The organism is Burkholderia sp. BCC0419 (genome assembly GCF_902830285.1).
GTDB lineage: Bacteria > Pseudomonadota > Gammaproteobacteria > Burkholderiales > Burkholderiaceae > Burkholderia.
Genome location: NZ_CADESR010000001.1, coordinates 2,165,262 through 2,190,732, shown reverse-complemented (window position 1 = coordinate 2,190,732; position 25,471 = coordinate 2,165,262). Strand labels below are relative to the sequence as shown.

Genomic DNA, 25,471 nt, shown 5'->3' with positions numbered 1-25,471 from the left:
GCCTGAGTGTTGCTGTTTCGTGGCGGGTGTCAGCCCAATTTAAGAGCGAGGTCTTCCGCCCGGAGGTGCGTGTATCGCTTCAACATGGCGAGCGTCTTGTGGCCGGTGATGCTGGCGACCTCAACCGTCTGCAATCCCAGCTCGAAGAAGCGACTCGTCGCCTCATGACGCAGATCATGAAGGCGGATTCCGACGAGCCATTGAGGATCGGCGGGGCGTTCCAGTACGCGGCAGGTTGACTCGTACAATCCTCGCGCTCGCTGCACAGCACGGCAGAATGCCCGCGTGAGGGCGTTCGCGGTGACGGCGAAGGGTACGGTGTACCCGGCGTCCTTGCGGGCCTGTAGAACGGCTGTAGCGACGCTGGACAGCGGCACGGTGCGCGGCGTGTCCGTCTTCGTCAGCGGTAGGTGCGCGGTGCGTCGGTCAAGGTCGATGTGTTCCCATCGCAGGGATGCGAGTTCACCGCGACGCATGCCGGTTGCTACGGCGAGCCGGATGAAGTCCCGCAGGTCGGGCGATTCCGTCGCGTCGATGATGGCCTGTATCTCGTCCGGGTGAAGCCGTCGATCCCGGCCTTGTGGCTTCCGTGGCTTGATGACTTTTGGGATGCCAGCGGGTAGCACGATGCCCCATTCGCGGGTCGCCAGCGTGAGCGCCCGGTTCAGTAGATTTAGCTCGTGGATGACTGTCTGCGGCGACACCTCCTTGAGCCGGGCGTCGCGGTAGCCGACGAGATGGGTCGAGGTGAGGGCGGTGAGCTTGTACGCACCGAGTCGCTGCGTGACCTTCTGAGCACGGCCCTTGTCGCTTCCGCCGCTGCGTTTTGTCGGGGACACATCGCGAGTGTATCGGTCCAGTAGGTCAGCTACGGTGGTGCGGTCAGCTTCGTCCATGCAGACGAATAGCCCTCGGTCCATCTCCATTTCGACCATGCGGCCCCATTCAGCGGCATCGGCGCGGGACGCGAATGTGCGGGTGCGGGACGGGAAGCCAGTCTTGCGGACTTGGCATTTCCACTTGTTGCGGTACTTCGTGATTGTCGCCATTGCGGCTACCTCAAGGTAGTCGCAGTGTGCTCAATTTGTGCTCGCTGGCATCTCAGTTGGATACAAGCCGCGCCCAGCGAGGCGCGGCGACCCACGAGCAACGGCCTTCTAAGCCGTAGGTCACACGTTCGAATCGTGTAGGGCGGGCCAATGCCATCAGGAGTTTCCGGGTTTTCCCCATCGATCGCTGGTTCTTCGGCGCTGCTTCGTGCAACCGTCATGTAACCCGATCCGATCAACGCGGGAATCGGAGGCTATCGCGATGCGCATCGTTGGATGCTCGTGCAAGTGCTCCACGCTTTTGGTGCGCTGCACTCAGCAGACGCCCACGCCGGTCGTGCGCGCCTCGAGGTGCTGGCGCATGCAGGATGTCGCTGACGGCCTGCAGACGCATGCATGACGAGATCGGCGCACTTGTCGCGCGATACAAGCGGATAACCCCTGTTTTTACATCGCTAGGAAAGAGCGGCAACGAACTGCGCTTGTCTCTCGACAGCATCGCGGAGTCACTTCTCCGGCACGGTGCTCGCCCGCGCATGAGGTGTCGGCGTCGCGACGCCTGGCATCCTGATTTCGATATCATCAGATAATTTACTTTTATTTTCGTCTAAAATCGCGCTTCTTCTTACTTTAAGACGGAACGACGTTTTGATTAACCTGACGAAATGTATTTCACGTACGACCATTGCTGCATGTGTTGCTTGTGCCGGGCTGATGCCTTTGTCCCGGTCCGCCGAGGCCCAGGTCGAGCCCCTGAAGAGTCCGGTCTACGGCGTGACGCTCGACGATCTGACCAAACTTGATGCGATCATCGCGTCGCTGCAGAACCTGCCGTACCGGCCGACCGTGCGTGTCGTGTTCGATCCGGATACGTCTGCCGCCGACTACTACGCACCGTTGCTGCGCCTGCATGCAGTCGCATACGTGATGGGCGAGGTCTACGATTCTTACTATTTCCCAACGGATCTCGCGACGTACAAGGCGCGAACGCAGGAACTGGTGTCGCAGTTGAAGAACACCGTCGACGTGTGGGAGATCGCCAACGAAATCAACGGCGAATGGTTGCGGGCCAACCCGAGCGGCACGAACGCCGTGGTCAATTCGCAAGAGCAGCAGATCGGCCAGATGGTCGCCGCGGCCAACACGATCGTCAAATCGAACGGCGGCAAGACGGCCATCACGCTGTACTACAACGACGACAGCAAGGGCAACAACTGCTGGGAGAAGCCGCAGGATTACTGGAAGACCTGGCCGACGAACTTCCTCTCGTCGACGGTTCGCCAGCAGGCCGACTATGCGCTGTTCAGCTACTACCCGTATCAGGATTGCACGGGGCTGAATCCGTCGTGGAACAACGATTTCGCGGCGCTGGAAAGCATTTTCCCGAACGCGAAGGTCGGCTTCGGCGAAATCGGCACGTCGTCAATCTCCGCGCCGGCGTCGGTGCAGCAGAACCTGATCAAGACCTATTACCCGATGGTCAACAGCATGACCGATCCGCGTTTCATCGGCGGATTCTTCTGGTGGAACTACGCCGAGCAGATGCTTCCGTACTCGACGAGCGCCTACTTCCAGTTGTTGCGTCAAACGATCATCACGCTCAAGTCGCCCAACTGATCGCCCCATCCCGCGGGTAGCCCCCAAGCGTCAGCGCAGTCGCTCAGAACCACAATGTCGCGCGCACCACGAGACCACGTGCGCGGACCGCTGACGTCAAGGGAAACCGGTATTGCACCGTCACATCGAGATAGCTTGCCGGCGCGGTATACCTGCCTTCGCGAAACCAGTACCTGAACTGGATCCCCGGCCCCGCACCGATTGCCGTCTTGTCCGGCTGACGGTTGTCGTGATCGCCGGCCACCGCGGCGTGCGGGTAGACGGTCAGCCGATTGCTGAGCATCGGCAAACGCCACGTGTGCCCGTAACGCAGCTCCGAATAGATGATGTATCGGCCTGCCCGGATGAAATACGCCCCTTCGACATACGCCTGCCAGCTCCGCCAGCTCGGTTCGGTGACCCGCAGGTCGGTGCCCCCTTCCGACGAATAGCCCAGGCGCATCAGCCAGTCCGTCATCGACAGGCTGCCGATGTGGAACAGCCGCTCGGCGGTCATCACCACGTTCTGGTCGGGTATCGGCTTGTAACGCACGCCCACCGATCCTTGCACGGTCGGCAAGCCGGTCACGTTGCCCGAGCCGTCGTAGGCCGTGCCGTATCCGCGCACGAAGAACTGAAGGATGCGGCCGTTCCGATAGCCGATCTTCGGCGGCTGCCAGTATGCCTCGATACCCGGCTGGAGCACGCTGATCGTGCCCTGCGGACCGAATGCCGCCGACTGGTATGGCGCGCTCAGCACGAAACCCCAGGTGCGCTCCAGCTGTTCGACTTCCCGCCGATAGCCGAACTTGCGCTGCGCGTCGAACGCATGTTCGTTTTCGTCGGCGTCGAGACTGTGTTCGAACATCTGGACGGACTGCTCGTTCAATCCGATCCGCTTGGCGGCATAGCCCGCATCCGCGTAGTTCATCGCGTTGCCGGCGCCACCGGCGAAACCCTCCTGGAACGTGTCGAGCGCCTCGCGATCCTTGTGCTCGCGCAGGAGGTCGTAGGCCTGCTGCAACTTCCGTTGCGCGGTATCGTCCACCGGCACCTGAGGCGGCTGATCGGCTTGCTGCGCCTGTGCCACGATCGACGCGGCCATGTTCCGCTCGCCATCGGTCGACGCGTCGCCGGCCGCCAGCTCGGCCACGCGGATGGCGCTGTCGCGGTCGCCCGCCTGCAAGCTCATCTGCGCGATACGCAACTGGATCACGGCCGATTTTTCATCGGCCAGCGGCGCCAGCGCAACGCCCGCCTCGTGCGGACGATTCGCCGCGAGCGCACTGTCCGACCACGCGAGGCGCAGGTTGCGCTGCTGCTCCTTGCTCCAGTTTCCCGTCGCGACGGCCGCCGAGAAATCGCTGCACGCGACGTCGTAGCGCATCTGCCGCTGCGCCAGATAGCCATGCTGCGCCCGTACCGCCGCGCTTTTCCGAAAACGCACGCTCAGCGATTCCACCATCGCGTCGGCTTCGTCGACCTTGCCTTCCCGCCGGTAGACATCCACGAGCAGCAGTCCGAGCTGTTCGCTTCCGGGCTGAATCTTGAGGGCGCGCAGCGCATAGTCTTCCGCGCGGGGCAGGTCGCCGGCATTGATCGCCTTGTATGCGCCATCGGCGAGCCGATAGGCCTTGGGGGTGAGCTGCTGGGCGGCGGATGCCGGAGCCTGCCAGGCCAGCGACATGGCGATTGCCAGGGCGCTCAACCGTGCGCAGCGCTTGAGGCCAGCCGCGATGGGACGTGTCGAGCGCTTCATGCCTGTTCTCCCGACGGCTTTTTCACCGAAGCTGCCTGCGGCGTCGCGTCGTCGCCGTCGCGTAGCCGCGCAATTTCGACGAAGCGCGAGTGCCGGGCCAGTTCGGCGGCAATCTCCGCATCGCAGGCAATGAAATAGGCCACGTTCGATCTGGCGCCGCGCCGCACGATGTCCTGTTCGTCCGGCGTGAGCGGTCGCCCGACCGCGACGTTCAGCGTCCCGTCGTCCGCGGTTGAAAACGGGACGGCGTGATACGCGTACTGCAGCTCGAATGCCAGCGAGTCCGCGAAGTGACCCACCGCGACGTTGCCCAGGCTCACCCGCGGCAGTTCCGCCTGCTCGGCAATTGCGTCGGCCAGCGACTCGGTGGACAGCGCGCTGCCTTCGAGCAACAGTTCGCCCAGCCGCTTGCCGCATGTCAGTTGTTTCTCGAGACCGGCTTGCAACTGCTCCAGCGAGACCACGCCCCAGCCGACCAGGATCTCGCCGACCTTGAGGCGCGCTTTTCCGAGCTGTTCGTTCGACAGGTAGGTGTGACTGGTCTTGTCCCATGCGATGGGCTTGCCGCTCGCCAGGTGGCCGATATAGATGCGCCAGGCCCGGCAGACCGCATAGAAATTGATCAGGTTGTTGACGAACATCCTCGGGATCGAGAGCAGCCCCTGGAGCGGACCGTTCAGCTTGCTGACGAAGTGAAAGCGCTGTCCGGCCCGGGCAAACAGCATGACGGTGTTCACCCACAGCAGCGGCGTGACCCATGCACTGGCCGCGACGAGGTGGGTGCCGGCGGGGATGACGTGCCCGGCTCTCTGCAGGGCGGCAAGCAACACGAAGTTGAGCAGCACGCCATAGGCAATCACCGAAAACAGCGACGTCACGATGCCCTTGCGATCGTGGAAGAACATGTAGCGGGTGAGGAGGTCGCCCTTCCAGCCGAGTTGCTCCCAGCCTTGAAACGCGATGCCGAGAATCCAGCGCGCGCGCTGCCGGTAGGCGGTGCGGAAGGTCTTCGGAAAATACTCGCGCGTGGCCAGCAGGTTTCGATTGGGGGCGCCTTCCTTTGCGCGCTGGCCGCCGGCGTCGTGCGCGACGTCCGAAAGCGCAAAGCGGGCGAAGGTTTCCTTCATGCCGAGGTCTCTCAACCGGAAGCTGAAGTCATAGTCCTCGGTCAGCGAACTCGTGTTGAACGGGCAACCGTCGCGCTCCTTCATCGCCGCTTCGATCGAACGCCGGCTGTAGCACGACGCAACGCCCGCGCCCGGGACGACGCCGGTCAGACGGGCGCGCACCGGCACATCCTTCTGGTGCGTTTCGCTGAAATCGTCGAGATAGCAGCCGGCCACGAACTCGTTCCATTTTCGCGGCAATGACAGGACCGGAAGCTGGACCAGGTCGCTGTCCGCCACCGCATGGTTGAGGTACTTGAGTTCAACCGGATGAATGACATCTTCGCAGTCGTGCATGACGACGCCCGCGAACCGAATATGGTGGACCTCTTCGTAGCGCAGGATGGCTTCGATGATCCAGTTCAGGCAGTCGGCCTTGCAGGTCGGCCCGTCGTTCATGACCGTTGCGCGCGTCACCCTGCCCGGATACCGGCGCACCATCCGTTCGACTTCCGCCGTGGTTTCGGCGTCGTTGTGATAGGTTCCGACGAAGATGATGTAGTGCTCGTACTCGAGGGTCGCCAGGGTGTTTTCGATCATTTTGGCGATCACGTCATACTCTTTCCAGGCCGGCACCATGAGCGCCAGATGGCGCTCTTCCAGCGCGCGCAGCATGCCGATATCGATGGTCTGCGATTTCTCGCGACGCAAGATGCGCCGGATTTCGAATGACCAATAACAGGCGTCCAGCGTGAGGTCATCCAGCGTGCTGACCAGGATGACGAGGGCGGCCACAATGGCGACAATGTTAAGTGCATATAAATATGCACTCCATATCATATTATCCATCATTTTTTCCGCGATTTTTCTCTTGTCAGCGTTTCCTCTCCCTCGTACCAACGTAAGACGAAACACGCCCCGTCCCCGTCGACCCCGTCACGTCCACTCGTGGCTAACGCCACGCTCACTCCTGTCGCTCTCAACAGACTCGGTCAGACCTCGAGCGCTATTGATACGACCACGTAACATCATCAAAAATGCAACGTGTTCAGTGGATGACTTTTGACAGCCGGTTCTCCCGCTTGCTTGCCTCCATCCCTGCATTCGCCAACGCTTGCAGCCATGCTCGATCCGGCGTCTCGCAGTGCTCCCCGCGCACTGTCTTCTCGACTGACAGTTCATCAAGCAAGTCGTGCGCCACCGTCCCACCACCTTGAACCTGCCGGGCGCCGGACGTGTACGCCACGCACTCGGCTGATCGAACCCGAACCAAATGTTTCAGTGCTGAAACACGCGATCGAGCGATTCGATGAAAGGTGTCTGGCAGATCCGCTGCCGCGCTTCGGTCGCCGCCATCGGAGGGGCGTCACGCGATTGCGGCGTCATTGGCCGGAAGGAATCGACATCGAACCCGAAAATCCGGCGTTCGAGTCGTCATTGCATACGCGCTAACCGGCTCGATTGCCGCGTTGACGTGTGCGGAGCGCGGCGCGCAACCGGTTTTCCCTGAACCGTCCCACCAGGCTTTACGCGTTGAATTCGCGAAACGGGCCGCGTTGCATGCTTGAAACGTTTATCGAAGCAATTTTGGACGGCCATGACGTACCGATTTGGGCGTCTCGGCCCGGTGCCCATTTGCAGCGGATGGTACGGATCTAGCTTGAAAGCCAAACTATCCGGTTTCGTTTCTTTAACCGGTATCAAGCGTGTCAAAAATCACGACATAACGCCCCGATTCTGAATGGCACTTCACCGTGCTCGTTTCGTTAACGAGATGAACTTAATTTGCATATCAAAGGATGAAAATCATGCCTTCGCATCGCAATCGATCTTTTCGAAACGGGTTGAGGACCATTGGACTACTCCTCGCGTTGGCCCCTGCACTCGTCGTCACCGGCGCGGAGACGAACAATGAGTCTCACGGCAAGATCAAGCCCCCGCCATTACCTATCGGCTCGACCCAGGTCGTCGTGAAGCCCGGTATGTCCGACGAGGAATGGGAAAAGGCGTACAAGGAGACGGGGCGCCCCAAGTTCGACAGAAAGCTCGTCAAGAAACACGGCGGCAACGTGGAACGTGACTAGGGAGAAATGGCCATGAAAAAGATCTTGATCGTCATAGCCCTGCTTGCCGGACTCGCGCAAATGACATTGCCGGGCACGGCGCACGCGCAGGCTACCACCGCACACACGCTTGTGCTGTATGACAACCCGGCCAACAACCCGTATTCGAAGCTTGGCCTGATGTACAGCATCATGTTGAGAAACCTGCTCGGCCACTTCAATACGACGGTCGATCTGGTGCCGATACAGAACTACACGCCCGGCATGATCGGGAGCCACGACGCCACGTTCTACATCGGCGACTACTACGACAACCCGATTCCGGCGGCGTTCATGAGCGACGTGATGACCGCCACGAAGACCGTGGTCTGGTTCAAGTACAACCTGTGGCAGCTCGCATGGAACACGGCCTATACGTTCAACCAGACCTTCGGGTTCAGCTTTCAAGGCGTTGCCGGGATGAACGCACCGCCTTCGTCGAGCAATCCGAATCCCGGCTTTTACGACACGGTCACGTACAAGAACCTGCCGATGGTCAAGTACTACGCGTATGACGCGTCGACCGGCGCCATCAATGCGGACCCGGAGGTCGGACTGACCCAGGTTGTCGATGCCACCAAGGCGCAGGTGCTCGTCACCATGAAGAACAGCAAGAGTGGGGCGACCACGCCATACGTCATGCGCTCGGGCAAGCTGTGGTACTTCGCGGATATGCCGTTCTCCTACATCGGCCCGACGGATCGCTACCTGGTGATATGCGACATCCTGCACGACATCCTGCAGACCAATGCACCGGTGAATCATCGTGCGCTCGTCCGCCTCGAGGATGTGGACGCATTTACGACGACGAGTTCGATGAGAAAGCTGACGGATTATCTGTACTCGAAGAACATCAAGTTCACGATGGCGACCATTCCGTTGTATACCGATCCGAACGGGTATTACAACGGCGGCGTGCCGGAGACGATTCACCTCGCGCAGGCAACGGGCCTCAAGAGTGCGTTGAACTACGCGCTCCTGCGCGGCGGCTCGATCGTGATGCACGGCTATACGCACCAGTATGACTCGACGCCGAATCTTCTGACCGCGGTCAGCGGCAGCGACTACGAGTTCTGGTTCGCGGTCCAGAATCGTCCGGTCGACGAGGACTCGGTGCAATGGGCGAAAGGCAGAATGGCCGACGGCCTGCTCGAGTTCACGCTCAACGGCTACAAGGTCGTCGGCTGGGCCGCGCCGCAGTACCAGATGTCGCCGAAGGCAGCAACGGCCACGGCGCAGACGTTCCCGACCACGTTCCAGCGGGCCGTCTACTACACCGCGACCAATCCGCAGCTCGGAACGGGGGCGCCCAACCAGGACTTTTCGGCCGGGCAGTTTTTCCCGTACATCATCAATTCCGATTACTACGGGCAGCGGATCATCCCGGAAAACCTGGGCAGCATCCAGTACAACATCTGCACTATCGACAAGTTCTCATGCATCACGTATACGTGGCAGCAACTCGTCACCAATGCGCAATACGGTCTGGCGGTGCGGGACGGCTTCGCGTCGTTCTTCTTCCATCCGTACTGGCTTGAGTCCGATCTCGGCGTACCTGCCTACCAGGACTTCCAGAGTCTCGTGACCGGCATCACGAATCTCGGCTATACATGGGTGGACGGCACAACGGCCAAGTGACGCGGGCTGGCAGCAACCTCGTGCGACCCGCATCGGCAACGCGGGTCGCACGTTTGCGTTTGATCGGCTACGATGACGCGCGGGAATGTTTTCCGGGAGGCAGCGATGACTACGTACGCCATCCCGGCCTTGCGCAGGCTTCAACAGCGTATGGGCCGGTTCCGACAGGCCGGCCGGCCGCGCCGGTGCTTGCCCGCGCCGCGTTCGCCCCGGGCGGCGACGCTCGCGATCATCGGTGCATCGCTCGCCATGGCCGCGTGTAGCTGGACGGCGCGCGACGTGCATGCTGACGGCATCGTCTGGCAGGTGGACAACACGACGACGAATCCCGTCGGAAGCTGGCAACAGCTTGGCGTGCACGATCTGTTGATCCAGTGGGTCGTCGTCGACGATACCGCGTACGTGGCCCATACCCGCATCCGTCCCGCGGCGCACCTTCCCGACTGGGAACGCATCGGTCGCGAGCCGTGGGCCAGAAACGTCATCCTGGGCCTGGCCGGCTACCAGGACGAAAAACGTGCGCGCACCCATCTGTCGACACTCGCGGACCAGTCCGTGGAGGCGGCGCGCGTACCTGTCCCGCTGCATGTCACCGGCTACTACTTCCCGGTCGAAATCGATCCGACCTGGCAGGACGCGCCCAAGCTTGCTGCCGTCCTGCAGCGGCTGCCTCGTCCGCTGTGGGTGAGCGTCTACGACCAGACCAATATCGGCGGCAAGGCGCTGGCGGACTGGCTCGTATCGTGGCTGCCTTCGGATGTCGGGGTGTTCTTCCAGGACGGCTGCGGCGTCTATGCGCGCGAGCCCGACGTCGCACGCACTTACCTCGACGAACTGGCTTCACGACTGGGTAAACGACGCGTGCGGGTCATTGCCGAGGCCTTCAGGCCCGCCGAGCATGGGGGGTTCCGTTCAGCCAGCGCCGACGAGTTGGGCAGGCAGCTATTGGCTTATCGCGGCTATCCGGCCTATCTGTTCGATGGGCCCCACTATATGTCAAACGACCTCACGCGCGCGCTTGCAACCTGGAAGGCCAAGCCTCCTGCGGCCGGGCCTGCCGGGACGGAACGCTGATTCTGCGTCACCTCGGAAGCCCGAGAAGAAGTGAGCGATCTAGCAGCGCGTTGAATGCGAAGGGAGGCTCGGTGCGGCAGTCACTGATCGTAAATGATTTCAGAACGTATCCTGCGGCGTAAGGCACCACACGCATCCCGTCGCCGAGCACGCCATTTCAGTCAATGATGACGATTATTCGTTGACGGGATTTTCGATGTAGTCGTCAATCCAGGTATCAGGCTCCCCGGGGCATAAGGGTCCGGCATTTCGAGCTTCCATTCGTCCAGGTCGAAGGTCGCACGTTCGAATCGTGCAGGACGGCCCAGTTCGGGCATTTCAAGACCATCCGCGGATACGCTCGGGTGTCACTCGACCGTCACCGATTTGGCCAGGTTCCTCGGCTTGTCGATATCCGCGCCGCGCAAGCATGCCGCATGATAGGCGAGCAGCTGCAACGGCACGACGTGCAGGATCGGCGACAACAACCCGTAGTAATCCGGCATCCGGAGTACCGATACGCCTTCGCTGTTGTCGATCCGCGTATCGGCGTCGGCGAACACGTAAAGCTGGCCGCCGCGCGCCCGTACTTCCTGCATGTTCGACTTGAGCTTTTCGAGCAGCGCATCGTTCGGCGCGATCGTTGCAACGGGCATCGTCTGGGTCACGAGCGCGAGCGGCCCGTGTTTCAGCTCGCCTGCCGGATACGCTTCCGCGTGGATATACGAAATCTCCTTCAGCTTCAACGCGCCTTCGAGTGCGATCGGGTAGTGCAGCCCGCGCCCGAGAAACAGCGCGTTTTCATGCTGCGAGAATTCCACTGCCCAGCGCGCGATCTGCGGCTCCAGCCCGAGCACGTCTTCGAGCGCGCCGGGCAGTCGCCTGAGTTGCATCGTGTAGCGCGCGAGCTGCGCGTCGTCGACGTAGCCGCGCAGCCGCCCGAGCGTCACGGCGAGAATGAACAGCGCGACGAGCTGCGTCGTAAACGCCTTGGTCGACGCGACGCCGATCTCCGGGCCGGCCCGCGTCAGGAAGCGCAGGCCGGTCTGGCGCATCATCGCGCTGGTCGGCACGTTGCAGATTGCGAGCGTATCGATATGACCGAGCGCCTGCGCGTACTTGAGCGCGGCGAGCGTATCGGCGGTCTCGCCGGATTGCGACACGCTCACCACCAGCGTGTTTGGCATAGCGAGCGCGTCGCTGTAACGGTATTCGCTCGCGATCTCGACCTGCGCGGGCACGCGCGCGATCGTCTCGAGCCAGCGGCGCGCGGTCAGGCCGGAATAATAGCTCGTGCCGCACGCGAGAATCAGCACGTTGTCGATCTGCTCGAACGCCCGCGCGGCGTCCGGGCCGAATACGGCCGGATCGAACAGCCCCGCATCCGGGATGGTCGCGGCCACGGCCTGCGGTTGCTCGAAAATTTCCTTCTGCATGAAATGCCGGTATGGCCCGAGTTCGACCACGCCTTGCGCGGACGAAACGGTTTGTATCGCACGGTCGACCGGTGCGCCGGTGCGATCGAGCACCCGCACGCCGCCCGGCGTCAACTCGACGAGGTCGCCTTCCTCGAGAAAGATGAAGCGATCGGTGATACCGGCAAGCGCGAGCGCGTCGGACGCGAGAAAGCATTCGCCGTCCGTCACGCCGACGACGAGCGGCGAGCCGGCCCGCGCGCCGATCAGCCGCTGCGGCTCGTGTTTGCTGAACACGGCGATCGCATAGGCGCCGTGAAGCTGCGACGTCGCATCGCGCACGGCGGCGAGCAGGTCGCCGCGATACTTGCTGTGGATCAGGTGCGCGACGACCTCGGTGTCGGTCTGGCCGTCGAACTCGTAGTGCTCGTCTGAAAGCTGCTGGCGCAACGCTTCGTGGTTTTCGATGATGCCGTTGTGCACGAGTGCGATTTCATCGCGGGAGAAGATCGGATGCGCGTTGCAGGTTGCCGGCGCGCCATGGGTCGCCCAGCGCGTGTGCGCGATGCCGGTGCTGCCGGTTAGGCCGGCGCTGCGCACGTGCGCGTCGAGGTCGGCGACGCGCGACATGCTGCGCTCTCGGCGAGCTTGGCCGCCGACGACCGTCGCGACGCCGCATGAATCGTAGCCGCGATATTCGAGGCGGCGCAAACCTTCAATCAGAATCGGGACGATGTCCCGTTGCGCGACCGCGCCGACGATGCCACACATGACAGGTCTCCTTCTCTTTTGGTGATCATGGATCGCGCGCCCTTGCGTCAGCGCGTTGCGGCTGCCGTTGCCGCCGCCATCGTGAATCCGCATCGAGCGGGCGCGACGGGGGCGACCATTCGGCTTTCGAATGCCAGATAAAGCGACTCCTCCAGTACGTTCCAGTGTGCGCCGTGACGGTACGGACCGGATCGAGCCTGCCAGCAGGCGATCGTGCTCCAGTCGTTCATCCTGGACGCGACCAGCGCGACCAAACCCCACGGATAATCACTGCCGGCGAGTTGTTGCCAGGTCTTTCCGTATTTCTGCATCCATTGCGCATAGATCATTTCACTGGATTGTTCGGGAACCTGAATGCCAGACAAGAGTGGAAAGATTTGCGCGATTTTCGCCGGATAAAAGCTCGTATCGCTGACCTGCTGCGTGCTGGCGCGAAAGCCGGATTGCGTGCCGCGCCAGAATATTTTCAGGATGGCCGATGCGAGCCGGTCGGCGCGCTGGCTCCATGGGCTCGCGTGCGAATAGTCGGCGTGCCGGACGTAGTACGCCGCGAGAGCCTGGAATGCGCTATGTACCTCGACGTTGTCTATCAGCAACGCTACGTGCAGCGACGACGAGATCCGATAGACGCCGGCGGGCTTGTCGAGCAGCGTGTCCAGATGCATGCCCGCGCGGTTCAGGCTGAGTTCCCATGCGGCGGGCAAGCCGTCGGGTGGTGCGAAGCGGGCGAGCAACTCGATCCAGGTTGCCATCATCGCGTCGTCGGTGTCAGCTTCGGCGCATGCGCTGTACCGGTCGTTTTTCACACAGTAGCGATCGAAGCCGCCATCGTTGCGCTGGCGCGGCAACAACCAGGCGATCCAGGCGAGTGCTGCCTGATGGGCGTCGAGTTGCGCGTCGTCCGCGGCGAGCAGCGCCTTCGCCGCGAAATAAGGATCGACGCCGGCGCCATTCAGGCGCACGGTAATCGCCCCGTCGGGGCGTTGGTACAGCCCGTTGATCCGGAGCTCGGCGGCACTCGCGTACAGCGTGAAGCCGCACGCGGCGACACAGCAGGCAACGCACCGCAGGCAGCACAGCCGCACGATGGCCGCGACGCGTGAGCGTGTGATCGGGAAAAGCGCGAGCCGGTTCATGATCGTAGGCTCCTGCGCGGTGGTCCTGCGCAATCGTGCCGGGCGCGGCGTTGGCCGCGTCGCGCCTGGCGAGCATGTCGACGTTGTGGCTCAAGTTCACCGTGGCGCCGGTGAACTTGAGGCTGGTGCCGTTATTCGCGCTGCCGGGCCCGTTCCTCACATGAGAGCAGGAAGGCGGACCGTGGTTCGCGCGGAGGTCAATGGGCCGCGACGGCACGCTCGTCACGCATGAGCGGCCGTCCTCCGCTCCGCGCGGACGCGTCCCGTCCCGGCTTCGTTGCTTGGGCGTGCCCGTCCGTCGGCTGTCGTACGAGCGCTTCGGGGCGCACACCCGTCTGGAATCAAGCAAGGCGTGAGCCATCGGCCGCGACGCCCCGCGCAGCAAGGGTCGGGAGGCCGGCTGGGTGCGCGGGGCGGGCGGCGGCGGCACGTTTTGATTCATCGAAGAATCAGCTGGTGCGCAAGCGGCGCGACCGCGCGGTCGATGTCGCAGCCCATACGTGTCTCACGGCCAACGATTTGTCTGCCGAACCTGCGCCGCCTTGCCGGGAGCGGCTTTGCGTGGTTGCTCGACATTGTGAAATTAGGTGCGTGTGCAACTATATGGAGGGGGCGAAATACCCGCTGCTGCGTACACCGGATGAACCGGACTCCGATGAAACCATCCCGTGCCGAATGCGTGTTTCACATTCGCAACATTTCCCGCCCTTCGATTCGTGCGACGTGAACGGCGTTGCGTGTCGGGAAATTCTCCTGCATGACCGTGGCCGGGCGTCGATGACGTGCCGCGCACTGCACGGACAAAGGTTGCGAGTCGAGGCGGCACAAAGCGCTTCAAAAGAGGCGTGCGGTTCAATGCGCAACGGATGCTCGATATGACTTCGCGATTCATCGGACGACGCCGTCGGACGGATCGCGCAACCGACCGGATGTTTGTCCGTACGCGCTCGGCCGGCGATGCGACGCTCGTAGCAGTTGTGAAACATTCCGTCACGCGCTGCGTGTGTGTCGTGTGCACTGCGCGGACCGGACGCGCCCGCAGGGCGGATGGTTTGAATATTGCTGTAGTGGAGAGGGCGTGACGAACCAACGTGACGCCCGACACAGCGAGGAACGAATCATGACGTGACCGATCAAGCGCAAGGGGACACCGGTAGTACGACGATTCGCGCGGCCCGGACCGCGCGGACGAGGCGGCGCGCTCGCCCCACGACACCGCCGCGTGTTGATCGCGTGCGAGCAGGGGATGCGCCGCCCGAATATATGCTTTGCGCCACGTTCAGGATCGCCAGGTGCGAAGTGGCTAAACGAGGATAACGATGAAAAAGATCTTGCTTGTGTTCGGGACTCGGCCGGAAGCCATCAAGATGGCACCGCTGGTGCGTGCGCTGAAGGCGCAAGCGGGTGTCGATGCCAGGGTATGCGTGACCGCGCAGCATCGGGAAATGCTCGATCAGGTGCTGACGCTGTTCGACATCAAGCCCGACTACGATCTCAACCTGATGCGGCAAAGCCAGACGCTGACCGACGTGACGACCGGCATTCTTCAGGCGATCGGCGTGGTTTTCGACGACTTGCGGCCGGACATCGTGCTGGTGCACGGCGATACGACGACCACGCTTGCGGTGAGCCTTGCAGCGTTCTATCGCTATCTGCCGGTCGGGCACGTGGAGGCCGGCTTGCGCAGCGGCGACATCTGGTCGCCGTGGCCGGAGGAATTGAATCGCCGCGTGACCGATGCGGTGTCGTCATGGCATTTCGCGCCGACCGGGCAGGCACGCGACAACCTGCTGAGCGAGGGGGTGCCGGGCGGGGCGGTCTCGCTGACCGGCAACACCGTGATCGATGCGCTGCACGAGGTCAAGCGCATGCTGGACCATACCGCCGCGCTCTCGGACAAGGTCGCCGCATACTTCCCGTTTCTCGAACCGTCGCGGCGCGTCGTGCTGATCACTGGCCATCGCCGCGAGAGTTTCGGCGAGCCGTTCCGGAATTTCTGCGACGCGCTGTGCACGCTGGCGAGCCGCTATCGCGACGCGCAGTTCGTCTATCCGCTGCACATGAATCCGAACGTGCGGGAGCCGGCGCGTGCGCGGCTCGGCGGCGTGCCCAATATCTACCTGATCGAGCCGCAGGAATATCTTTCGTTCGTATTCCTGATGTCGCGTGCACATTTCATCATCACCGATTCGGGCGGCATTCAGGAGGAAGGACCGGCGCTCGGCAAGCCGGTGCTCGTCACGCGCGAGACGACCGAGCGGCCCGAAGCGATCCAGGCCGGCACCGCACGGCTCGTCGGTACCGATCAGGACAGGATCGTGTGGGAGGCGTCGCGGCTGTTCGACAGCGAGAGCGCGTACGAGGAAATGTCGCGCGCGAGCAATCCGTACGGCGACGGCCATGCGAGCGAGCGGATCGTTCATGCGCTGATGCGTACGCCCGGCGTGCCCACGAAGACGACCAGCTTCTCGATGGGCACCGCGGAGATGCCGTTCAACGCGCTCACGCTCGGGTTGCAGGCGTTGCGGTCGCCGTGAGGCGGATCGCGCGGTAGCGTCTTCCGGCGCGTTCTACGCAGACGTCTGGCATCCGGTTCGGCCTCGAGGTCGGCCGGATGCTTGCCTGTGTGCGGCCCAGACCGAATTTTCCCGATGCATTCAAAAGTCACGCCACCGACACCTCCCGTTCCTGGCCGTGCTTCCTCCCCGCTTGCCTAAAACTCCCGAATCCCCCCGATCCGACGTCAAATCCGAAATGGTTCGATAATGCGGACGGCGATCCGTGCTGACGAGCCGCTGGCCGGCGTGACGTTGAAAGGTTGCGCAGGCAACCGGCCGGCCGCATCGTTCGCGGCATCTGCCCGGCCGTGCCTGCACGCGACACGGTCGACGAAACGGCGCCACGCCTGCCTGATCGTTCTGAATGTGCGCCGCGCCGTTCGAATCCCCACCCGATGCCTGCCCGGCGGGCATCGCAACCAGGAGGTGAACGATGATCACGCTGACCGTCAACGGTAGCGAGCAGCACTTCGACGGCAATCCCGACATGCCGTTGCTCTGGTATCTGCGCGATGTGCTTGGCCACACCGGCACCAAGTTCGGCTGCGGCATGGCGCTGTGCGGTGCGTGCACCGTGCATCTCGACGGCGTGGCGATCCGGGCGTGCATCACGCCGGTCGCGGCGGCGTCGGCCAAGCGCGTGACGACGATCGAGGGGCTGTCGACGGACCTCACGCACCCGCTGCAGCAGGCGTGGCAGGAGCTGAACGTCGCGCAATGCGGCTACTGCCAGTCCGGACAGATCATGCAGGCCGCGTCGTTGCTGAAGACGAACCCCCATCCGACCGACGCCGACATCGACGATGCGATGTCCGGCAACATCTGCCGCTGCGGCACCTATACGCGCATTCGCGCGGCGATCCGGCTTGCCGTGCGCCGCGGAGGTGACGCATGAGCGCGCCCGAACTCTCCGTCCACAACGAAAGCCGTCGCGCGCTGCTGCTCGGCTTCGCGTCCGGCGGGCTGCTGCTCGCGTTTGGTGTGCCGTCGCTGGCGCACGCGGCCGCGCCGGTGCAGCCGCCCGTCAGCGCGAATCCGCAGTATGGCGGCGCGGGGATGCCGCACGGCTTGCGCGACGATCCGAACCTGTTCGTTGCGATCGCAACGGACGGCACGGTCACGGTGACCTGCATCCGCTCCGAGATGGGGCAGGGCGTACGCACGAGCGTCGCGCTCGTGGTGGCCGACGAGCTGGGCGCGGACTGGGCGCGCGTGAAGGTCGCGCAAGCGGTCGGCGACGAGCCGCGCTACGGCAACCAGAACACCGATGGGTCGCGCAGTTTGCGCCAGAGCTTCGCCGCGCTGCGCCGCGCGGGGGCGGCCGCGCGCACGATGCTCGCGCAGGCGGCAGCGACGGCATGGGGCGTCGATGCCAGCCAGGTGAAGGTGACGGTGCACGAGGTCGTCGACACGAAGAGCGGGCGCAAGCTCGGCTTCGGCGAGCTGGCGGCGAAAGCGGCCGCGCTGCCGGTGCCGGATACGAAGACGCTCGCGTTGAAGGCGCCGGCAGAATTCCGCTATATCGGCAAGGGCAAGACGGCGCTGATCGACGGACGCGACATCGTCGGCGGCCGTGCGCAGTACGGGATCGATACGCGGCTCGACGGCATGCTGTATGCGGTCGTCGCGCGCCCGCCGGTCTACGGCGATACGGTAGCGTCATTCGATGCGTCGGCCGCCGAGAAGCTGCCGGGTGTCGTCAAGATCGTGCAGCTGGCGTCGACGCCGCTGCCGTCCGGCTTCCAGCCGCTCGGCGGCGTGGCCGTCATTGCGCGCGATACGTGGACGGCCATCCAGGCCCGCGCGCAGTTGAAGATCGACTGGAAGCACGGACCCAACGCGGGCTACGACTCGGCCGAATATCGCAAGACGCTCGAAGCGGCCGCCGCGCAACCGGGCGACGTGATCCGCAACGACGGCGACGCGGCCGCCGCACTCGCCGGCGCCGCGAAACGCGTGCGCGCGACGTACTACATTCCGCATCTCGCACACGCGACGATGGAGCCGCCCGCGGCCGTCGCGCGGGTGGCCGACGGCCGCTGCGAAGTGTGGACCTGCACGCAGGCGCCGCAGACCACGCGCGACGAGATCGCAAAGGCGCTCGGCGTGCCGACCGAGCGCGTGACGGTCAACGTGACGCTGCTCGGCGGCGGCTTCGGCCGCAAGTCGAAGCCCGATTACGTGGTGGAAGCCGCGCTGCTGTCGAAGGCGGTCGGCGCGCCCGTGAAGCTGACCTTCACGCGCGAGGACGACATCGCGCACGACTACTTCCACGCGGTGTCGCTCGAAGCGTTCGACGGCGGGATCGATGCGTCGGGGAAGGTGGTCGCGTGGCAGCATCGCACGGTCGCGCCGTCGATCCAGTCGACGTTCCGCGCCGGCGTCGTGCACGAGCAGCCGGGCGAGCTCGCGCAAGGCATTGCGGATCTGCCGTTTGCGATCCCGAACGTGCGGATCGAGAATCCGGCCGCGGAAGCGCACACGCGGATCGGCTGGTTCCGCTCGGTGTACAACATCCCGCATGCGTTCGGCATCCAGAGTTTCGTGTCGGAGCTCGCGCATGCGGCCGGCCGCGATCCGAAGGATTTCCTGCTCGAACTGATCGGGCCCGCGCGGCGTTTCGAGCCGCACATCACGGTGAAATACGTGAACTACGGCGAGGATCCCGCGCTGTATCCGGTCGATACGGGGCGGCTGCGGCGTGTGGTCGAGACGGTCGCGCGCGAAGCCGGCTGGGGGCGCAAGCTCCCGAAGGGGCACGGGCTCGGGATCGCCGCGCATCGCAGCTTCGTGTCGTACACGGCGGCGGTGTGCGAGGTGCAGGTCGGCGCGGACGGCAAGATTTCGGTGCCGCGCGTCGACATCGCGATCGACTGCGGGCCGCAGGTCAATCCGGAGCGGGTGCGCTCGCAGCTCGAGGGCGCGGTGGTGATGGGGCTCGGCATCGCGCTGCACGGCGAGATCACGTTCAAGGACGGCCACCCGGAGCAGAGCAACTTCAACGGCTTCCAGGTGCTGAGAATGAACGAGGCGCCGCGCGAAATCCGCGTGCATCTCGTCGCGCCGGACGACTTCGCGACGCCGCTCGGCGGTGTCGGCGAGCCGGGCCTGCCGCCCGTCGCACCGGCGCTGACCAACGCGATCTTCGCGGCGACCGGCACGCGCATCCGTAGCCTGCCGATTGCCGATCAGCTCGCGAAACCGCAGGCGGGTTGACGCGGCATCTGTCCCGCGCCGGGCCGCGTCGTGCGGCCCGGTCCACCTCCCGGATACGCGGACTAGCTTGCTCGCCGTTGTCGTTTGCGAACGACCGTGCTAAATTCCTGCCAGCACTTGCAGTCACGCAACCCTTCATTCGGCTGACATGGCCGGCACCCCGGGAGGCAGCACGATGAGCCTGTTGATGTCGCGACGCGATCTCGCGTTCCTGCTGTATGACTGGCTCGACGCCGAAGCGCTCGCCGCGCTGCCGCGCTACGCGGAGCACGGCCGCGAGACCTTCGACGCGGTGCTCGACACCAGCGAGCGGATTGCCGAAGACCTGTTCGCGCCGCACGCGGCGCGCGGCGATCGCGAGGAGCCGCAGTTCGACGGCGAACGCGTGACGCTGATCCCGGAAGTCGAACCGGCCGTGCGCGCGTTCGCGGACGCCGGGTTGATCGCCGCGGGGCACGACGAAGCGCTCGGCGGCATGCGCTTGCCGAAACTGGTCGAAGCCGCGTCGTTCCTGTTCTTCCAGGCCGCGAACATCGCGACCGCCGCGTATCCGTTCCTGACCGTCGCCAATGCGAACCTGCTCGTCGCGCACGGCAGCGCCGCGCAGATCGACGCGTTCGCGCGCCCGGAGCTGGAAGGGCGTTTCCTCGGCACGATGTGCCTGTCCGAACCGCAAGCCGGCTCGTCGCTGTCCGACATCGCGACGCGCGCCGATTTCGAATGCGATTCGCCGCTCGGCGCGCGCTACCGGCTGACCGGCAACAAGATGTGGATTTCCGGCGGCGAGCACGAGATGGCGGAGAACATCGTCCACCTCGTGCTCGCGAAGATCCCCGACGAACACGGCCGGCTGCAGCCCGGCACGCGCGGCATTTCGCTGTTCATCGTGCCGAAGTTCCTGACGGGCGCCGATGGCGACGCGAACGGCGAGCACAACGACGTCGTGCTCGCCGGGCTGAACCACAAGATGGGCTATCGCGGCACGACCAACTGCCTGCTGAATTTCGGCGAAGGGACGCGTTATCGGCCGGAAGGGCGTGCGGGCGCGATCGGCTACCTGGTCGGCCAGCCGAATCACGGGCTGGCGTACATGTTCCACATGATGAACGAAGCGCGCATCGGGGTCGGCGCGGGCGCGGTGGCGCTCGGCTATACCGGCTATCTGCACGCGCTCGACTACGCGCGCAACCGTCCGCAAGGGCGCCCGCTCGGGCCGGCCGGCAAGGATGCGGCCGCGCCGCAGGCGCCGATCGTCGACCATCCGGACGTGCGGCGCATGCTGCTCGCGCAGAAGGCTTACGTCGAAGGCGGTCTCGCGTTGATCCTGTATTGCGCGAAGCAGGTCGACGAAGCACGCGCGCACGACGATGCGGCGGTACGCACCGATGCCGCGCGCCTGCTCGACGTCCTGACGCCGATCGCGAAAAGCTGGCCGTCGCAGTGGTGTCTCGCCGCGAACGATTTCGCGATCCAGGTGCACGGCGGTTATGGCTATACGCGCGACTACGCGGTCGAACGGCTTTATCGCGACAACCGCCTGAATCCGATTCACGAAGGCACGCACGGCATCCAGGCGCTCGACCTGCTGGGCCGCAAGGTGACCCAGGACGACGGCGCGTCGCTGCGCGCGCTCGATGCGCGGATCGGCGCGACCGTCGAGCGTGCACGAGCGCTGGATGCCGGCACGCGCGAGCAGGCCGATGCGTTGGCGCAGCGCTGGGCGGGGCTGTGCGACGTGACGCATCAGTTGAGCGCGATCGGCGATCCGCAGACGCGGCTTGCGAACGCGAGCGTGTATCTCGAAGCATTCGGCCATCTCGTCGTCGCATGGCTATGGCTCGACGTGACGCTCGCCGCGCACGGGCACGACGGCGATTTCCACGACGGCAAGCGGGCGGCGGCCCGTTACTTTTTCCGCTGGGAACTGCCGAAGGTGGATGCGCAGCTCGACCTGCTGTCGAGCGTCGACACGACGACGCTCGACATGCGCGACGCGTGGTTCTGAACGTGGCTTAAAAAAACATTCCGGAATACCGACGATCTTGTCGATGCCGATGGCCATCGCGTGCTCGTCGTGAACCGGCCGCGCGGGGGGTATCCCGCACACTGCACCGATGCGCGGCCACACCGCGCAAGGAGACAAAAGCGCATGAAAGCCCTGTTGTGTACCGCATTCGGCCCGATCGACCGCTTGCGCATCGAGGACGTCGCGATTCCCGAGCCGGCTGCCGGGCAGGTCCGGATCCAGGTGAAGGCGGCGTCGCTCAACTTCCCCGACGCGCTGATCGTCCAGGGGCTGTATCAGGTGAAACCGGCGCTGCCGTTTTCGCCGGGCGTCGAGTTTGCCGGCGTGATCGACGCGGTCGGCGAGGGCGTCACCGCGTGGCGGCCCGGCGATTCGGTGATGGCGTTTACCGGCCACGGCGGGTTCGCGGAGCAGTGCGTGGCCGATGCGCACCAGCTCGCCGCGCTGCCGCCGGGGATGACGTTCGAGCAGGGCGCGGCGCTCGTGCTCGCCTACGGCACGTCGCTGCACGCGTTGCAGCAGCGTGCGCGGCTGCAGGCGGGCGAGACGCTGCTCGTGCTGGGCGCGGCCGGCGGCGTCGGGATCGCCGCGATCGAGATCGCGAAAGCGCTCGGCGCGCGCGTGATCGCGGCGGCGTCGAGCGCGGACAAGCTCGCGCTGTGCCGTGAAGCGGGCGCCGACGAGACGATCGACTATGCGACCGAAGACCTGCGCCGCCGCGTCGACAAACTGACCGGCGGGCGCGGCGCCGACGTCGTCTACGATCCGGTGGGCGGCCCATACAGCGAAGCGGCGCTGCGTGCGACCGCGTGGCGCGGCCGGTTCCTCGTGGTCGGCTTCGCGGCCGGCGAGATCCCGAAGATCGCGTTGAACCTCGCGCTGCTGAAGGAGCGCGACATTCTCGGCGTGTTCTGGGGCGATGCGGTGCGGCGCGATCCGGCGCAGCATGCCGCGAACATGCGGCTGCTCGCCGAATGGTTCGCGGCCGGCAAGGTGCGGCCCGCGATCACCGAACGCGTGTCGCTGGCCGGTGCGGCCGACGCGATCGCGCGGATGGCGAACCGGCAGGTGAAGGGCAAGGTGGTGATTCTTCCGGACGCGTGATCCGGTTGCGCCGCGCGGCGATTCAATGCGGGCCGCGCGGCGGGTTCGTCACGACGGCGGGCGCGACGCGACCTGCTGTAGAAACGTCGCGACCAGCGACACCGGCGCACGATGCCGAGCGGTGCTGAAACGAACGCCGCCCGTCCTTCGTCGGCGCCTTCAATCCTTCGGCAAGCGCAGCGTATCGAGCGCATGCTGCGAAAACTCGACCCAGAACCGCTCGTTCGCGATGCCGGCCTGCAGCACGAGATGCTGCAGGCGCTTCGTGCGCGAATCGCCGGCCGCCGGACCGCCGGCCGCCGGATCGCCGGCCGTCGAAAAATCACGCGCCTCGATCTGCAGATACACGTCCAGCTTTTCCTGATGCAGCGCGATGCGCCGCCTGATCTCGTCCTCGAGACCGGCCGGGCCGAGCACGGCTTCCGCACGCAGACGCACCATCAGCGCTTCGCGCAGCGGTGTCGGATCTTCCGGTTCCGCGATCCAGCGTCGCAATTCCTTCTTGCCGGCCGGCAGGATCCGGTACGCGCGCTTGCGGCCGCGGCCGGACTCGGCGGGCAGCGATTCGATCCAGCCCGTTTCCTCGAGACGCCCGAGTTCGCGATAAATCTGCTGGTGCGTCGCCTGCCAGAAGTAACCGATCGAGCGATCGAAACGGTCGGCGAGCTCGGACCCCGAACCGGGGCGTTCGGCGAGGGCGGTGAGAAGCGCGTGAGGCAGGGACATGTCGGATCGAAGGAGGCTGCGCAATGAACTGTATCTTGCCATATCGGGGCCGCAGCACAAACGGCGGGAGCTTGTTTGTGCAACATGTTGCATAAACGAAATCGACGAGCTACTATCAGTGCAACTTGTTGCATAAAAAATGGAGACGCCCGATGACATCCCGTTATCCGCATTTGACGACCCCGCTCGAACTCGGCTTTACGTCGCTCCGGAACCGCGTGTTGATGGGGTCGATGCACGTCGGCCTCGAGGAAGCGCCGAACGGCTTCGAGCGGATGGCTGCGTTCTATGCGGAGCGTGCGCGAGGCGAGGCCGGCCTGATCGTCACGGGCGGCTTCGCGCCGAACGAGCGCGGCCGTCCGGCGCCGGGCGGCGCGATGCTGACGACCGAAGCGGAAGCCGAACGCCATCGTGTCGTGACGCGCGCGGTGCAGGCGGAGGGCGGCAGGATCGCGTTGCAGATCCTGCATTTCGGGCGCTATGCGTATCACCCGGCGCTCGCGGCGCCGAGTGCGCTAAAGGCGCCGATCAACCCGTTCACGCCGCATGCGCTGAGCAGCGACGAGGTCGACGAGACGATCGCCGATTTCGTGCGATGCGCGGCGCTCGCGCAGCATGCGGGCTACGACGGGGTCGAGATCATGGGGTCCGAGGGCTACCTGATCAACGAATTCATCGCCGCGCGCACGAACCACCGCGACGATGCGTGGGGCGGCGCGTACGACAACCGCATCCGCTTCGCGGTCGAGATCGTGCGGCGCGTGCGCGAGCGCGTCGGCGCGAACTTCATCGTCATTTATCGGCTGTCGATGCTCGATCTCGTCGAAGGCGGCTCGACGCTCGACGAGGTGATCCGGCTCGCGCAGGCGATCGAGGCGGCCGGCGCGACGATCCTCAATACCGGCATCGGCTGGCACGAGGCGCGCATTCCGACCATCGCGACCAAGGTGCCGCGCGCCGCGTACGCATGGGTGACGCGGCAACTGATGGGCAAGGTCGGCATCCCGCTCGTCGCGACCAACCGGATCAATACGCCGGAAGTCGCCGAGCAACTGCTCGCCGACGGCTATTGCGACATGGTGTCGATGGCGCGACCGTTCCTCGCCGATGCCGAATTCGTCCGCAAGGCGCGGGAAGGGCGCGCGGACGAAATCAACACGTGCATCGGCTGCAACCAGGCGTGCCTCGACCATACGTTCAGCGGCAGGATCACGTCGTGCCTCGTGAATCCGCGTGCGTGCCATGAAACCGAGCTCGTGATCCAACCCGCGCCGCGGCGCAAGCGGATCGCGGTGGTCGGTGCCGGGCCGGCGGGCCTCGGCTTCGCGGTCACGGCGGCCGAACGCGGTCACGCGGTGACGCTGTACGAAGCCGGCGCCGAGATCGGCGGCCAGTTCAACATCGCGAAGAAGGTGCCCGGCAAGGAAGAGTTCAACGAAACGCTGCGCTACTTCCGCCGGCAGATCGAACTGCGCGGCATCGCGCTGCACGTCAATACGCGTGCGACCGCCGAAATGCTGTTGCAGGGCGAATTCGACGAAGTGGTGATCGCGACGGGCATCGTGCCGCGCACGCCGCCGATCGACGGCATCGGGCATCCGAAGGCGCTCGGCTATCTCGACGTGTTGCGCGACGACCAGGCCGTCGGCCGCCGCGTCGCGATCGTCGGCGCGGGCGGCATCGGCTTCGACGTCGCCGAGTATCTCGTTCATCGCGACGGCGCCGAGCGGGTCGACGCAGACCGGTTCTTCAGCGAATGGGGTGTCGACCGATCGTATGCGAATGCCGGCGGGCTGGGCGCCGCGCGGCCCGAACCGGCGGCGCGGCACGTGCATCTGCTGCAACGCAAGGCGTCGAAGGTCGGCGACGGGCTCGGCAAGACCACCGGATGGATTCACCGCACCGCGCTGAAGGCGCGCGGCGTCGGGATGTCGTCGGCGGTCACGTACCGGCGTATCGACGACGACGGTTTCCACGTGACGATCGATGGCGTGGAACAGACGCTGCCGGTGGACAGCGTGGTGATCTGCGCGGGGCAGGAGCCGTCGCGCGAGCTGGCGGAGCAACTGCAGGCCGCCGGATGCCGCGTGCATCTGATCGGCGGCGCATACGAGGCCGTCGAACTCGATGCGAAGCGCGCGATTCACCAGGGCACGACGCTGGCCGCGACCCTTTGATACCGATTCGTTTCTTTTCCGTCCAACCACGATGCTGGA

16 protein-coding genes and 1 tRNA gene are annotated in these 25,471 nt (G+C 64.7%); 11 read left to right on the top strand and 6 right to left on the bottom strand.

Annotated elements, in window-relative coordinates:
* Nucleotides 1-29 precede the first annotated feature (29 nt).
* A complete protein-coding gene (locus HWW87_RS09710; RefSeq protein ID WP_175820114.1) occupies nucleotides 30-1,049 on the bottom strand; it encodes a site-specific integrase in 1,020 nt (339 codons plus the stop codon).
* 69 nt (nucleotides 1,050-1,118) lie between these two features.
* Between HWW87_RS09710 and HWW87_RS09705 the strand changes: the two genes are divergently transcribed.
* Both HWW87_RS09705 and HWW87_RS09700 read left to right on the top strand, forming a co-directional pair.
* A tRNA-Arg gene (locus HWW87_RS09705) sits at nucleotides 1,119-1,199 on the top strand.
* Between the two features lie 564 nt (nucleotides 1,200-1,763).
* Nucleotides 1,764-2,666 (top strand): hypothetical protein, encoded by a 903-nt coding sequence (locus tag HWW87_RS09700; RefSeq protein WP_244107167.1) that lies wholly within the window; start codon nucleotides 1,764-1,766, stop codon nucleotides 2,664-2,666.
* A gap of 43 nt (nucleotides 2,667-2,709) precedes the next feature.
* Here the strand turns inward: HWW87_RS09700 and HWW87_RS09695 are convergent, their stop codons facing one another.
* Nucleotides 2,710-4,404, bottom strand: coding sequence for a bacteriophage N4 adsorption protein A (locus HWW87_RS09695; protein ID WP_175820112.1), 1,695 nt, complete (start codon nucleotides 4,402-4,404; stop codon nucleotides 2,710-2,712).
* The gene (locus HWW87_RS09690; protein ID WP_244107166.1) at nucleotides 4,401-6,359 is read right to left on the bottom strand and encodes a glycosyl transferase family protein; all 1,959 of its coding nucleotides are present in this window, start codon (nucleotides 6,357-6,359) and stop codon (nucleotides 4,401-4,403) included. The genes HWW87_RS09695 and HWW87_RS09690 overlap by 4 nt, the downstream gene beginning before the upstream one ends.
* A 959-nt stretch (nucleotides 6,360-7,318) precedes the next feature.
* Here HWW87_RS09690 and HWW87_RS09685 point away from each other — a divergent pair.
* The 3 genes from HWW87_RS09685 (at nucleotide 7,319) to HWW87_RS09675 (ending at nucleotide 10,324) form a co-directional block, all read left to right on the top strand.
* Nucleotides 7,319-7,594 (top strand): hypothetical protein, encoded by a 276-nt coding sequence (locus HWW87_RS09685; protein WP_175820110.1) that lies wholly within the window; start codon nucleotides 7,319-7,321, stop codon nucleotides 7,592-7,594.
* A gap of 12 nt (nucleotides 7,595-7,606) precedes the next feature.
* Nucleotides 7,607-9,250, top strand: a complete 1,644-nt coding sequence (locus HWW87_RS09680; protein WP_175820109.1) for a DUF2334 domain-containing protein — start codon at nucleotides 7,607-7,609, stop codon at nucleotides 9,248-9,250.
* 105 nt (nucleotides 9,251-9,355) lie between these two features.
* Nucleotides 9,356-10,324, top strand: a complete 969-nt coding sequence (locus HWW87_RS09675; protein ID WP_175820108.1) for a hypothetical protein — start codon at nucleotides 9,356-9,358, stop codon at nucleotides 10,322-10,324.
* A 347-nt stretch (nucleotides 10,325-10,671) separates the two neighbouring features.
* On the opposite strand, the gene glmS is transcribed toward HWW87_RS09675, so the two are convergent.
* Both glmS and HWW87_RS09665 read right to left on the bottom strand, forming a co-directional pair.
* Nucleotides 10,672-12,489 carry a glutamine--fructose-6-phosphate transaminase (isomerizing) gene (gene glmS, locus HWW87_RS09670; protein ID WP_175820107.1) on the bottom strand — a complete coding sequence of 606 codons (1,818 nt, stop codon included), beginning with the start codon at nucleotides 12,487-12,489 and terminating at the stop codon, nucleotides 10,672-10,674.
* Nucleotides 12,490-12,536: 47 nt separating this feature from the next.
* Nucleotides 12,537-13,625 carry a hypothetical protein gene (locus HWW87_RS09665; protein WP_175820106.1) on the bottom strand — a complete coding sequence of 363 codons (1,089 nt, stop codon included), beginning with the start codon at nucleotides 13,623-13,625 and terminating at the stop codon, nucleotides 12,537-12,539.
* A gap of 1,319 nt (nucleotides 13,626-14,944) precedes the next feature.
* Between HWW87_RS09665 and wecB the strand changes: the two genes are divergently transcribed.
* From wecB to HWW87_RS09640, 5 genes are all read left to right on the top strand, one after another.
* The gene (gene wecB, locus HWW87_RS09660; protein ID WP_175820105.1) at nucleotides 14,945-16,162 is read left to right on the top strand and encodes a UDP-N-acetylglucosamine 2-epimerase (non-hydrolyzing); all 1,218 of its coding nucleotides are present in this window, start codon (nucleotides 14,945-14,947) and stop codon (nucleotides 16,160-16,162) included.
* A gap of 454 nt (nucleotides 16,163-16,616) precedes the next feature.
* Entirely contained in the window at nucleotides 16,617-17,078 is a 462-nt protein-coding gene (locus tag HWW87_RS09655; protein WP_126360814.1) for a (2Fe-2S)-binding protein, read from the top strand.
* Nucleotides 17,075-19,399 carry a xanthine dehydrogenase family protein molybdopterin-binding subunit gene (locus HWW87_RS09650; RefSeq protein ID WP_175820104.1) on the top strand — a complete coding sequence of 775 codons (2,325 nt, stop codon included), beginning with the start codon at nucleotides 17,075-17,077 and terminating at the stop codon, nucleotides 19,397-19,399. Before HWW87_RS09655 ends, HWW87_RS09650 begins: the two co-directional genes overlap by 4 nt.
* A gap of 175 nt (nucleotides 19,400-19,574) precedes the next feature.
* On the top strand, nucleotides 19,575-21,404 hold the full coding sequence (locus HWW87_RS09645) for an acyl-CoA dehydrogenase (protein ID WP_175820103.1): 1,830 nt from the start codon (nucleotides 19,575-19,577) through the stop codon (nucleotides 21,402-21,404).
* Between the two features lie 144 nt (nucleotides 21,405-21,548).
* On the top strand, nucleotides 21,549-22,529 hold the full coding sequence (locus HWW87_RS09640) for an NADPH:quinone oxidoreductase family protein (protein WP_175820102.1): 981 nt from the start codon (nucleotides 21,549-21,551) through the stop codon (nucleotides 22,527-22,529).
* Nucleotides 22,530-22,688: 159 nt separating this feature from the next.
* On the opposite strand, the gene HWW87_RS09635 is transcribed toward HWW87_RS09640, so the two are convergent.
* Nucleotides 22,689-23,255 (bottom strand): PadR family transcriptional regulator, encoded by a 567-nt coding sequence (locus HWW87_RS09635; RefSeq protein WP_175820101.1) that lies wholly within the window; start codon nucleotides 23,253-23,255, stop codon nucleotides 22,689-22,691.
* Nucleotides 23,256-23,407: 152 nt separating this feature from the next.
* Here HWW87_RS09635 and HWW87_RS09630 point away from each other — a divergent pair, with 152 nt between their 5' ends.
* On the top strand, nucleotides 23,408-25,432 hold the full coding sequence (locus HWW87_RS09630) for an NADPH-dependent 2,4-dienoyl-CoA reductase (RefSeq protein ID WP_175820100.1): 2,025 nt from the start codon (nucleotides 23,408-23,410) through the stop codon (nucleotides 25,430-25,432).
* Nucleotides 25,433-25,471 lie beyond the last annotated feature (39 nt).